Annotated in this window: 11 protein-coding genes; 7 read left to right on the top strand and 4 right to left on the bottom strand. The window is 61.6% G+C overall.

Translation table 11 applies throughout. The annotated features are described in order from the left end of the window. Positions 1-163 precede the first annotated feature (163 nt). The 4 genes from B2M20_RS05835 to B2M20_RS05850 all read left to right on the top strand — a co-directional run bounded on the left by B2M20_RS05835 (position 164) and on the right by B2M20_RS05850 (position 6,316). Positions 164-1,201: a Gfo/Idh/MocA family protein gene (locus B2M20_RS05835; protein ID WP_244553435.1), complete on the top strand. Its 1,038-nt coding sequence runs from the start codon at positions 164-166 to the stop codon at positions 1,199-1,201. Between the two features lie 16 nt (positions 1,202-1,217). Continuing rightward, positions 1,218-2,366, top strand: a complete 1,149-nt coding sequence (locus B2M20_RS05840; RefSeq protein ID WP_079446129.1) for a DegT/DnrJ/EryC1/StrS family aminotransferase — start codon at positions 1,218-1,220, stop codon at positions 2,364-2,366. 43 nt (positions 2,367-2,409) lie between these two features. After that, the gene (gene murJ, locus B2M20_RS05845) at positions 2,410-3,936 is read left to right on the top strand and encodes a murein biosynthesis integral membrane protein MurJ (RefSeq protein ID WP_079446130.1); all 1,527 of its coding nucleotides are present in this window, start codon (positions 2,410-2,412) and stop codon (positions 3,934-3,936) included. Between the two features lie 88 nt (positions 3,937-4,024). Further along, positions 4,025-6,316 carry a xanthine dehydrogenase family protein molybdopterin-binding subunit gene (locus tag B2M20_RS05850; protein ID WP_079446131.1) on the top strand — a complete coding sequence of 764 codons (2,292 nt, stop codon included), beginning with the start codon at positions 4,025-4,027 and terminating at the stop codon, positions 6,314-6,316. 19 nt (positions 6,317-6,335) lie between these two features. On the opposite strand, the gene B2M20_RS05855 is transcribed toward B2M20_RS05850, so the two are convergent. Further along, entirely contained in the window at positions 6,336-6,761 is a 426-nt protein-coding gene (locus tag B2M20_RS05855; RefSeq protein ID WP_079446132.1) for a CHRD domain-containing protein, read from the bottom strand. 79 nt (positions 6,762-6,840) lie between these two features. Then, the gene (locus tag B2M20_RS05860; protein WP_079446133.1) at positions 6,841-7,086 is read right to left on the bottom strand and encodes an Lrp/AsnC ligand binding domain-containing protein; all 246 of its coding nucleotides are present in this window, start codon (positions 7,084-7,086) and stop codon (positions 6,841-6,843) included. 171 nt (positions 7,087-7,257) lie between these two features. Between B2M20_RS05860 and thiD the strand changes: the two genes are divergently transcribed. The 3 genes from thiD to B2M20_RS05875 all read left to right on the top strand — a co-directional run bounded on the left by thiD (position 7,258) and on the right by B2M20_RS05875 (position 9,990). Then, a complete protein-coding gene (thiD, locus tag B2M20_RS05865) occupies positions 7,258-8,064 on the top strand; it encodes a bifunctional hydroxymethylpyrimidine kinase/phosphomethylpyrimidine kinase (protein WP_079446134.1) in 807 nt (268 codons plus the stop codon). 78 nt (positions 8,065-8,142) lie between these two features. After that, a complete protein-coding gene (locus B2M20_RS05870) occupies positions 8,143-8,940 on the top strand; it encodes a UDP-2,3-diacylglucosamine diphosphatase (protein WP_079446187.1) in 798 nt (265 codons plus the stop codon). Beyond that, positions 8,941-9,990: a glycosyltransferase family 4 protein gene (locus B2M20_RS05875; protein ID WP_079446135.1), complete on the top strand. Its 1,050-nt coding sequence runs from the start codon at positions 8,941-8,943 to the stop codon at positions 9,988-9,990. It abuts the gene before it with no gap. A gap of 26 nt (positions 9,991-10,016) precedes the next feature. Here the strand turns inward: B2M20_RS05875 and B2M20_RS05880 are convergent, their stop codons facing one another. Both B2M20_RS05880 and dgcA read right to left on the bottom strand, forming a co-directional pair. Further along, positions 10,017-11,105 carry a hypothetical protein gene (locus B2M20_RS05880; RefSeq protein WP_079446188.1) on the bottom strand — a complete coding sequence of 363 codons (1,089 nt, stop codon included), beginning with the start codon at positions 11,103-11,105 and terminating at the stop codon, positions 10,017-10,019. A gap of 192 nt (positions 11,106-11,297) precedes the next feature. Then, complete coding sequence (gene dgcA, locus B2M20_RS05885) at positions 11,298-12,293, bottom strand: N-acetyl-D-Glu racemase DgcA (RefSeq protein ID WP_079446189.1); 996 nt, start codon at positions 12,291-12,293, stop codon at positions 11,298-11,300. Positions 12,294-12,373: the final 80 nt, after the last annotated feature.

Below are 12,373 nucleotides of genomic sequence, written 5' to 3' on the forward strand. Positions count from 1 at the left end.
GGTGTTGTTCTTCGTTCGGCCGGCCACAATGTTATGTAATTCTTTGAATCAAAACGTGTTGGGATTGTTATTCCTCTAATCGCCTCTTTCGTTATGGCGTGCTAGGGAGAACGCGCGGTCGGGTTCGGGGGTGCCTAGGCTGTCGTTTTTTTTGGGGTACCTGATGAGTTCCAAGCCATCTGCACTGAAGCCGTCTGCATTAAAGCCGCCTGCATTGAAAACTGCAGCGTCCGAGCGCTTGCTGCGCGTCGGCGTGATCGGCGCGGGCGTCATGGGCAGCAATCACGGCCGCGTGCTGGCCGGTCTTCCGGGCGTCAGGCTCGTCGGCATTGTTGACCCCTTGCCCGGGCATCGTGCCCGTGCGGCCGAGATGACCGGGTGCCGAACCTTCGGGACATTCGATGAGCTACTCGCCGCCGGCGTCGACGCGGTGACCATCGCTGCGCCGACACATCTTCATTGTGAACTCGCGCTGGCTTGTATCGCGCGCGGCGTTCATGTTCTGGTCGAGAAGCCGATAGCCTCGACGGTCGAGGAGGGATTTAAGATCGTCGCAGCGGCGCACCGTGCTGGTTTGACTCTGATGGTCGGCCATGTCGAGCGCTTCAACCCGGCGGTCGCCGCCATCAAGCAGGCGATTGGGGGCGAGGATATTCTCTCGATCGCGATCACGCGTGTCGGGCCATTTCCGCCGCGCATGTCGAATGTTGGTGTTGTGATCGACCTCGCCGTGCATGACATCGACCTGATCCGCTGGTTTACAGAATCCGAAATTGTCGACGTCCAGCCCCAGCTCTCCTGTGCGGTCGCCGAGCGGGAGGATATCGCGCTGCTTCAGTTCCGGACCGCGTCCGGCGTGCTCGCGCACATCAATACGAACTGGCTGACGCCGTTCAAGGCCCGCAACGTTACGGTCGCAACCCGCGGCAAGTACGTGATGGGTGATCTGCTGACTCGCCAGGTCACGGAATGTTTCGGTTTTCAGCCGGACGGCAGCTACTCCATGCGGCATCTTCCGGTAGGTCATGACGAGCCCCTGCGCGCCGAACTGATCGCGTTTGTTGATGCGGTGCGTTCGGGCAAAGCTCCGGCCGTGGGTGGCGCCGAAGGCGTCGCCAGCCTCGCGATCGCGATCAAGTGCCTGCAAGACCAGTCTCCCGTCGCTCCGCCGGTGCAGACAGTGCGCCGTGCTGCCGGCTGATAGCCCAGAGCACAGAATGCAGCAGCATATGCCTTCTCAGGCGATTTCATTCATCGACGTCGCCGAACAGCGCCGTCGCCTGGGTAAACGTATCGATGACGCGATAGCTCGTGTCCTGACGCACTGCCAGTTCATCAACGGTCCGGAGGTCGCACGCCTGGAGGCCGATCTTGCGGCTTTCAGCGGCGCGAAGCATGTGGTGGCCTGCGCGAGTGGCACGGATGCGCTGTTGATGGTGCTGCTGGCGAAGAAAGTCGGCCCTGGCGACGCGGTGATCTGCCCGACATTTACATTCTGCGCGACCGGAGAGGTCGTGGCGCTGCTCGGCGCGACGCCCGTGTTTGTCGATGTTGACGAGACAACCTTCAATATCGACATCGCTTCGCTCAAGAACGGCATCGCCGTCGCGAAACGGCAGGGTCTCAAGCCCCGGGCTATCATCCCCGTCGACCTGTTTGGTCAGTCCGCCGATCATGATGCGATTGCGGCAGTTGCTGCGGCCGAGAATCTGTTCGTTTTGGACGACGCCGCACAAGGTTTTGGCGCGACCTACAAGGGCCGGCGGTTGGGTACGTTCGGCCTTGCGACCGCGACCAGTTTCTTCCCCGCCAAGCCGCTCGGCTGCTATGGCGACGGCGGAGCGATCTTCACCGACGATGCCGAACTGGCCGACACATTGCGCAGCGTGCGTGTGCATGGTCAGGGATCTGACAGGTACGACAACGTGAGGCTGGGTCTCACGGGTCGCATCGATACTGTGCAGGCGGCGGTCTTGATCGAAAAGCTCAAGATATTCCCTGACGAGATTGCGGCGCGGAATGCAGTTGCCAGACGCTACAATGAAGGGCTCGGGCAGGTTGCGATCGTGCCGCGCGTCGCATCGGATTGCACCTCGGTATGGGCGCAGTACACGATCCGGCTGCCGAATGGGGGCCGTGAGGCGCTGGCATCGACGCTAAAGGCGCAGGGCATTCCGACCGTGGTCTACTATCCGAGGTCGCTGCATCAGCAGACCGCCTATCGGAGCTTCCCGGTCGCCGCCGGCGGCCTTGCTGTCAGCGAAAAGCTGTCGACCGAGGTCATCAGCCTGCCGATGCATCCCTATCTGGATGAATCGACCCAGGGCCGAATCATCGAGGCTGTGCGCGCCGCGCTTCCGAACTGACTTCGGCATTTTGCGCCGCAAGGCGATCCTGTAGAAACGCCGGATGCTTGGACGTATTTTCACCGTCGGCGGATATACGCTGCTCTCGCGGCTGACGGGGTTTGCGCGCGACATCATGCTCGCGGCAATCCTTGGCGCCGGGCCGGTCGCGGATGCGTTCTTCGTGGCGCTGCGATTGCCGAATCATTTCCGGGCGATTTTTGCCGAAGGCGCTTTCAACGCTGCGTTCGTGCCTGCTTACGCGCATGTCTCTGCCGGCGGCCCTGCTGCTGCAAAATTGTTCGCCAGCCGCATCTTCACCCTGCTGTTGCTGTCGCAGGTGATTTTGCTGGTGATCGCATGGCTGTTCATGCCGCAGGTCATCGCATTGCTGGCACCCGGCTTCGCTGATGACCCGATACGCGGCGAGCTCGCCATTTCGCTGACCCGGATCACCTTTCCTTACCTTCTTCTGATCACGCTGGTGACGCTGTACGGCGGAATGCTGAACGTCGTCCACCGCTTTGCCAGCGCGGCCGCGGCGCCGATTTTCCTTAATCTGTCGATGATGATGGCGCTGGCGCTCGCCGCCTTTTTTCCGAGCGCCGGACACGCGGCGGCCTGGGGCGTGCTGCTCTCGGGTTTCTTGCAATATTTTTTATTGGCGGCCGACGCGGCGTGTCACGGCCTGATGCCGCGGCTGACACGTCCAACGCTCGACGCCGACGTACGTGGTTTCTTTCGCGCGCTCGGACCTGCAACTGTCGGCTCCATGGGAACGCAACTGGCGATGTTTGCCGATACTATCATTGCCACCTTTCTCCCGGTCGGCGCGCTGTCGGCGCTCTATTATGCCGACCGGCTTAATCAATTGCCGATCGGGGTGATCGGTATCGCCATCGGCACCGTGCTGCTGCCGGAAATGTCGCGGCGGATCACGGGCGGTGATCTTGCAGGTGCAATGGCATCGCAGCGCCGGGCGTTCGATTTCACGTTGCTGTTTTCGGTGCCGTTCGTGGCCGCCTTTCTGGCCGTCCCCGATGTGGTCGTGCGGGCGATGTTCGCGCGCGGCGCTTTTTCCGCGGCGGATGCGGCGGCGGCCGGCGCGACGCTTGCAGCCTACGCGGTGGGTCTCATCCCCTTTGTTCTGATCCGCAGCGCGGTCGCCACGTTCTACGCGCGCAAGAATACCGCGACTCCGGTGAAAGCTTCGCTCACCGGGCTCGGAGTCAATCTCGTGCTCAAGGTGGCATTGATGGGCTCGCTGGCGCAGGTCGGTCTGGCGCTCGCCACCGCGGTCGGGGCCTGGATCAATCTTCTGCTCGTGATCGGATTTGCGATGCGGGCAGGATACTTCGAGGTCGATCGGGCGTTGCGAGTCTCGCTCGTCAAATTTCTGATCGCGGGCGCGGTGCTCGCAGCGGCGCTGTGGTTCACCGCGCGCTTCGCCTCTGGACAGTTTGCGGATTGGAGCGCGATGCGCGACGAAGCGGTGCTCGGATTGCTGATGATCGTCGGAGCCCTCGTTTATGCCGGCGCGATTTTGCTGCTGTTCGGTCCGCGCTGGTTGAGGTCGTTGGTGCGGGTCTAGTCTCCGATTCCGACAGTTGCTCGAGCATTGCGCTCGGTAGTGTTCCGCTGCAGTATCTCGGTAATCCGGGAACATAGCTGGAGATCCCATGGCTCCCGTAAAGTTCGGCATAGGCCAAAGCGTTCGGCGCCAGGAAGATGATGCCCTTATTCGCGGCAAGGGGCGCTATACCGACGATCACACGCCGTCCGATGCGTTGCACGCGCTGATGCTGCGCTCACCGCATGCTCATGCAACATACAGCATCGACGCCTCGCGCGCTCGGGGCTTGGCGGGGGTTGCCCTGATTCTCACTGCAGCCGATGTCGGCGATCTCGGGGGCTTGCCCTGCCAGTTCAGTTTGCCTGACCAACCCTTCACCGCGCCGCCGTATCCCATTCTGCCGAAGGACGAGGTGCGGCATGTCGGTGATGCCATCGCTTTCGTTGTCGCCGATACGGTCGAGCACGCACGGGACGCGCTCGAGGCGATCGAGGTCGGATGGACGCCGCTTGCCTCGGTTGTTGGCGTCGCCAATTCCGTGAAGGATGGCGCACCTCAGGTCTGGTCCGATCACGTCGGTAACGTTCTGTTCGACGTTTCGCTCGGCGACAAGAAGGCGGCGGATGCAGCCTTCGCCGGGGCGCATGCCGTTGCCGAGATTTCGATCGTCAATCCGCGCGTCGTCACCAACTTTATGGAGACGCGCGCCGCAGTCTGCGAATATGACGCGGGACGCGATCACCTGACGCTGACGGTCGGCAGTCAGGGCAGCCATCGCCTGCGCGAGATCCTTTGCCGGTCCGTGCTGAAGATACCGATGGAAAAGATGCGCGTGATCTGTCCCGATGTCGGCGGCGGATTCGGCACCAAGCTGTTTCCTTATCGCGAATACGCGTTGATCGCGGTCGCCTCGAAAAAACTTCACAGAACAATCAAATGGACGGCAGAGAGGTCGGACCATTTCGTTGGCGACTCGCAGGGGCGCGACAACGTCACGACCGCGCGTATGGCGCTGGCCCACGACGGCAGGTTCCTCGGCATGGACGTCGATCTGATGGGAGATATGGGAGCTTATCTCTCGACCTTTGGTCCGGACATTCCATATAGCGGAGCCGGGATGCTACCGGGCCTCTATGATATCCAGGCGTTTCATTGCCGCGTCCGCGCCGTGTTCACCAACACCGTGCCGGTCGATGCCTATCGAGGCGCGGGCCGGCCCGAGGCAGCCTATGTTGTGGAGCGGTTGGTTGATGCCGCTGCGCGCAAGATCGGAATGACGCCGGACGCGATCCGGCGCAAGAACTTCATTTCACCGGAAGCGATGCCGTACAGGACCGCGACGGGCAAAATCTATGACTCCGGCGATTTCGCGACGCACATGACGCGCGCGATCGAGATCGCGAAATGGCAGGAATTTCCCAAGCGGGCTGAAGCGGCGAAAAAGCGGGGTTTTGTTCGTGGTATCGGTTTGGCCACCTATGTCGAGGTCTGCGGCACCATGGGACGCGAGCGGGCGGACGTACGGCTTGATGCCAATGGTGACGTCACCGTGTTGATCGGTACGCAATCAACCGGGCAGGGCCACGCCACCGCCTATGCGCAGATCATCGCCGATCAGTTTGGGATACCTCCCGAACGGGTTTACCTGATGCAGGGCGACACCGATGTGGTCGCTACCGGTCTCGGCACCGGAGGGTCGAGTTCGATTCCGTCCGGCGGCGTCAGCGTCGAGCGGGCGACACGCAAGCTCGGCGCGCAGCTCCGCGAGATCGCCTCCGAGGCGCTCGAAACCAGCGCGGCCGACCTCGAGATCAGCGACGGCTCGATCCGTATCGCCGGTACGGACCGCTCCGTCTCCTTAACCGATCTTGCAAAGCGCGCCGATCCATCGAAGCTGACGGCCGACGAGAGTTTCAGCAGCGCCGACGGCACTTACCCGAACGGTACCCATCTCGTCGAAGTCGAGATCGATCCGGCGACCGGAAAGATCGAACTTGTGAATTACGTGGTCGTCGACGATTTCGGCGTGACGTTGAATCCGCTGCTGCTTGCGGGGCAGGTCCATGGCGGCACCATGCAGGGCATCGGCCAGGCGCTGATGGAGCACGCGGTCTATAGTGAGGACGGACAGCTCGTCACCGGTACGTTGATGGATTACGCGCTGCCGCGCGCCGCCGACGGCGTCTCAATCACCTTCGAGACCCACAATGTTCCCTGCGCCACCAATCCTCTCGGGATCAAGGGAGCGGGTGAAGCAGGCGCCATCGGCTCCTGCCCAGCGGTGGTCAATGCCATCATCGATGGCCTGTGGCGGGAGTACGGGATCGACCACATCGACATGCCAACGACGCCCGAGCGAGTCTGGACGGCGATCCAAAACGCTCAGCGGAGCCGGTGAAGACGGTCGAGTCGGAAGCCTACTTGGTGACCTGACCCCGGATTTCGCCGCCAGGATGGGCTGCGGTGTGGACGTTGACATAATACTGGCCGGCAAGGAGATCGGCGGCTTGCGTGTCGGTCAGCGTAGCGCTGCCGTCGGCCGGGCTGGACGTCGCATCGGGGATCGTAACTGCAATGCCCGCATTCTCGCCAGCGGCTGCCGGGCCATGGAAATGGGCGGCCGTCACCGGACCGGTGAGACCCGAATAGGTCAGTTTCCACGTCAGTTTTTTGGACGCGGGATCGTAATTCGCATCGACCGTTCCGGTGCCCTTGCTGGTATTGGCGGGCACTTCGGATGCGCCGTTCAGGGTTGCTTTCAGTTTTTCAGCGGAGGCTTGACCCGCGAACGTGATAGCAGCGGCGAGGGTGAGGGCAGCGAGAGAAATCCCGGCGGTTTTCATCGTTTTCTCCTCATCGTGTTCAGAGTTGGCGCAAATTCAAACGAGGCTTTCCGCAGTTTGTTCCCGATACCGGCAGCAGCTATTTCGATCCGAACGCCTTGAAAGTAATAATGGTGTGGGTGTCCTGAATGCCGGGAATGACCTGCACCTTTTCGTTGACGAAGTGACCGATATCGGTGTCGTTATCGACATAGAACTTCGCCAGCAGGTCGTAGTCGCCGGCGGTGGAATAAATCTCGGAGGCGATCTCGGCTTCGGCGAGCGTGTTGGCGACGGCATAGGATTGGCCGAGCTTGCACTTGAATTGGACGAAGAAGGGGACCATCGCGTATCTCCGGAAGGACGAAGCTCCAATATAACAATTTCAGGTCGGGAGCACACCGGTCGCGCTTGAGAAAGCACGCCGCGCCTGCGCCTGCTGGCTAACCCTGTTGCCTATCCCTGCCGGTCCGCGCTGATTATGCTGGCGTGATTTGATGGCTTACGTGAGAAGACGATGACAGTCCCTATCGCCTTGACCATCGCTGGCTCCGACTCCAGCGGCGGCGCGGGAATCCAGGCCGACCTCAAGACATTCGCCGCGCTTGGCGTCTATGGAGCGTCTGTCATTACGGCGCTGACTGCGCAGAACACGCAAGGCGTCATGGGAATCCACCACGTTCCGGCCCATTTCGTGACCGCGCAGATCGACGCCGTGTTCAGCGATCTCGATGTCGCAGCCCTTAAGATCGGGATGGTCGCTCACGCCGCCACGATCGATGCCATCGTCGCTGGCCTGTTGCGCTGGGCGCCCGCGCATGTGGTGCTCGATCCAGTGATGGTCGCGACTTCGGGGGCCCGCCTGCTGGAGTTTGATGCGGTTGAGGCATTACGGAGAACACTTGCTCCGCGAGCGCAACTGATGACGCCAAACCTCCCGGAGGCCGCAATGCTGCTCGACGAACCCGTTGCTGAGAGTGAAAGCGATATCGTGCGGCAGGGCCAGCGGTTGCTGGAGCTAGGCTGTGCTGCGGTCTTGATCAAAGGCGGGCACATGCATGGTCCCGAAAGCGTCGACTATCTTGTCACCCGCCAAGGAACGCTTCAGTTTGCCGCTCCGCGTGCCACCACGAAAAATACCCACGGAACTGGCTGTTCGCTGTCGTCGGCTATCGCTGCAGGTCTGGCCAAAGGCGACGGCATGGAAACCGCCGTGCGCAAAGCGAAAGATTACATCACGGCGGCGATCGCAGCCGCCGACCGGCTAAACGTCGGTCGCGGCCATGGACCTGTTCATCATTTTCACGGGTTCGATCGCGGCTGATGGTGTCGTCGTCCGATTGTGTCTGTCATTGCTCTGTCATGACGGCATGGTAGCTGCGCTACCATGGGCAGCGACGCGATGAATGAAGGCAATCCAGATCGCCGTTTCCGGGCTCTGTTCATCTCCGACGTCCATCTGGGTGCGGGCGGCTCTCAGGCCGGCCAGTTGCTGGATTTCCTCAAGTATCACGATGCCGAGACGATTTATCTCGTCGGCGATATCATCGATGGCTGGGCGCTGAAGTCGAGTTGGTACTGGCCGCAATCGCATAACGACCTCGTCCAGAAAATGCTGCGCAAGGCGCGCAAAGGCGCGACAGTTATTTACGTGCCCGGCAACCACGACGAATTCCTTCGGTCCTATTATGGAACGCATTTCGGTGGCATCGAGGTCGTCGAGAACGCGATCCATAACGGCGCTGACGGGCGGAGCTATCTCGTTATCCATGGAGATATCTTCGACCTGGTGGTTCAGAACGCACGGTGGCTCGCCCACCTCGGCGACAAAGCCTACGACTTCGCCATCCGGGCCAATCGTATCGTCAACGCGTTCCGCCGTTCGTTCGGATTCCCGTACTGGTCGCTATCGAAATGGGCGAAATTCAAGGTCAAGAACGCAGTGAACTACATCGGCGCGTTCGAGCAGACGCTGGCCGGCGAGGCGCGTCGTCACGGCGCCGACGGCGTGATCTGCGGCCATATTCACCACGCCACGATCCGCAACGAACAGGGCATTTGCTACATGAACTGCGGCGACTGGGTGGAGAGTTGCACCGCGCTTGCCGAACATGAGGACGGTCGATTTGAGATCATCACATGGGCCGATCCGTTGCGCCATTCGCCGTCTGTGGTACCTATAAGCGCGCGTGCGGCGTAGATGCGTATACTGATCGCTACCGACGCCTGGCATCCGCAAATCAATGGCGTCGTGCGGACACTGACGATGACTGCCGCCGCCGCCAGGCCGTTTGGCGTCGATATCCGCTTCCTGACCCCGGAGTCGTTCCGGACTGTTGCGCTGCCGGGTTATCCTGGAATTCGCGTCGCACTGCCCGAGCCGACCAGGATCGCCGCGCTGATCGCAGAGGCCAATCCCGACAGCATTCACATCGCGACCGAGGGGCCGATCGGCCTTTTGGTGCGTCGCTATTGTCGCAAGCATGCAAGGCCGTTCACGACGAGCTTCCATACCCGTTTTCCGGATTACATTTCGGCGCGGGCGCCGATCCCCGAAGCCTGGATATGGGCCGCGCTACGCTGGTTTCATAGTGCCAGCCGAGCGGTCATGGCAGCAACCCCAGCGCTTGCGGACGAGTTGCGCCACCGTGGCTTCCGCAATGTGGTGCTGTGGCCGCGGGGCGTCGACATCGGCTTGTTTCATCCGCGGGAGACCGATCTCCGCCTGCCGCGCCCGATTTTTCTGTCGGTCGGACGCATTGCAGTCGAGAAAAATCTCGATGCGTTTCTCAGCCTCGATCTACCCGGCACCAAGGTTGTCGTCGGCGATGGACCGGCTCGCGCAGCGCTCGAGCGGACCTATCCGGACGCGGTCTTTCTCGGCGCGCAAGCAGGCGAACAACTGGCAGCAACATATGCCGCCGCCGACGTCTTCGTGTTCCCGAGCCGCACCGATACGTTCGGCCTCGTTCTTCTCGAAGCGCTGGCGAGCGGCGTTCCGGTCGCGGCCTTCCCTGCGGCCGGCCCGCGCGATGTCATCGGTGATACTCCCGTCGGCGTCCTCGACGAGGATTTACGATCGGCGTCCCTGGCGGCGCTGAAAATCGCGCCCGAGGCCTGCCTTGAGTTTGCCGCCAGCCGGACATGGGAGAAGTCAGCCCGCGCTTTCGTCACCAATATAGTTGAGGCTTGTGCAGCTGAGACGAGGGCGGCAAGTTCTCACATCGCCAACCCGCGTTTCGTCGCCTGACAAAAGCTGCAATGGGAGACGGATGGTCAGGAAAAGAACGCGATTTTTTCTGCTTGAGTCATGCGCCTGAACGGAGCCATCGGATCGGAACGCGGCGTGATTCGCGGGACGATTCCGCTCTCCAGCAGCGAGACGCCGAGTGAAGGTGGCGCGGCAATATCGGGTGTTGACTCGGGCTCGGGATCAATACGCGCGTCAGAGCTGTTTGCGATCGGCTCGGCAACTGGCGCTAGCTCGACGGTTCCCGGCCTGTCAATAGCATGGTCCGTCGCGGGTTCTTCGAAATCAGGCGCTGCCATTTCGAGCGCGATCATGTCGAGCACGGCGTCGTCGTGCGCTATGTCCTGTTCACTCACTTCGGCGGCGGGTTCGCGTTCGATATGATTTTCCGTCGTCGCTCCATCGGCGGCCGCGACCGGCGTGTCGCCCGCAGTAGCGGTGGCGGCTTCTGGCTCAACGACAGCAGCTTCCGCCATTGCCTGCTCGTGAGATGCTGCTTCTTCGGGTAGGGTGACGGCTTCATCGCTCGTCGTCGGGGATGCGGTTTTGAGTGGGGACGGAGAAGCCTTCGAGCTCGGCGAGTCCCACAACCCGTCGAGTGTTGCCTCGATCAGGCTGAACGCTGAATGCAGCACTGCCACGTCGTCTCTGGCGGCAAGCTGTGAATGAGCTTTCTCGATCGCGCCGGCCTGCGACTCGAGGATATCGCAAATACGGCTGTCCCCGCCGATCTCGCGCCAACGCCACGAGATTTCACGAATGATGCGTACGCCATTCTGAATCGGGACGAGTGCATCGTTTATGATCCGCTTGTCGAATGCCGCCATTGTGGCGGTTCTGGCTTCAACGAGACTTCTCCTGATCGCGGCGAGTGCGTTGGGCAATGTGTCGGCGGGCGCTGCCTGTTGTTGAGTCGCGATAGTTTGCTCGATGCGCGCAACGGCATCGAGCACCATCGCAGTGTCGGCGCTGCGGTTGCGCTTGGCGTACTCGGCAAGAAACCACCGGCCTCTCGACGTCTCCATAAAGGCTTCGCGAATGGCGTCGAAGTCGGTCTCGCTGAGAGGCGCAGCGCTGGCGGAAATCGGCGACAGGGCAAAAGCTTCATCGGCCATGGCAAACTCGTCGCGTAAATCATTGCGCGTTGCTGTAACGATCAACACGATTCAGCCCGAATCGCAATTGAATTGACGCGATCCGAATCAGAAATCCCCCATTCGCCGCGTTCTGGAGGGCAGGTGGTTTGCGTTTGCCCGTGAGCTTGCCGGCGCACCATCCCTAAGAACGTTCCGTGAGAGCCAGCGGGATCAGCCCCAGAGCTCCGCGTTCGGCGGATAGACCGTGCTGCCGTCGTAGCGAAGACCGTTGTCACGGTCGTCAGCCAGCAACAGCGGACCATCGAGGTCGACGAAGCGGGCTTGCTGCGCGATCAGCATGGCGGGCGCCATCGACAGCGAAGTTGCGACCATGCACCCGATCATGATTTCGAAACGCAATGCGCGAGCCGCATCTGCCATGGTCAGCGCTTCGGTCAGACCGCCGGTCTTATCGAGCTTGATATTGATGGCGTCGTAGCGTTCCCGAAGGCCGTCGAGCGATGCCCGGTCATGAACGCTTTCATCGGCGCAGACAGCAATGGGTCTGCGAATGCGTGCCAGCGCGTCGTCGCTCCCTGCGGGGAGGGGTTGCTCGACGAGCGTGACGCCGGCGGCCTCGCAAGCCGCCAGGTTCCGCTCGAGATTATGAAGCGTCCATGCTTCGTTGGCGTCGACGATCAGTTCCGATTCGCGCGCCTGTTTGCGCACAGCGGCTATGCGCTGGGGATCGCCGTCGCCACCAAGTTTGATCTTGAGGAGGGGCCGATGCGCGGCTTTGGCGGTCGCTGCCGCCATCGCCTCAGGCGAGCCGAGTGAGATTGTGTAGGCCGTGGAGCGAGGAGAGGGCGCCGAACGATCCAGTAACGTCCATATCCGCCGGCCGCTGCATTTAGCCTCGAGATCCCAGAGCGCGCAGTCCAGTGCGTTCCGCGCCGCGCCAGCTGGCATGGCGGACGCGAGTGATTGGCGATCCAGGCCTGCTGCGAGAGGCTTCTGCATCCCAAGGATGGCAGCGAGAACCCCTTCCGGTGTCTCCCCATAACGAGCGTATGGAACGCATTCCCCGCGTCCGGTGTGGCCACTCCGGCTGATTTCGGCGACGACCACGACGGCTTCGGTCTTGGCGCCGCGGCTGATCGTGAAACTCCCGGCGATCGGCCAGCGTTCGATGCGGCACCGAAGCGTGATTGCGTCGTTCGACAATATTTCCAATTGGCAGGTCCGAATGCACCGCAAGCCGGTCACGTTGGGAGGGATAAATCCGCGAGCCAGCGACCCCATGTTGA

The organism is Nitrobacter vulgaris, assembly GCF_002028545.1.
GTDB lineage: Bacteria > Pseudomonadota > Alphaproteobacteria > Rhizobiales > Xanthobacteraceae > Nitrobacter > Nitrobacter vulgaris.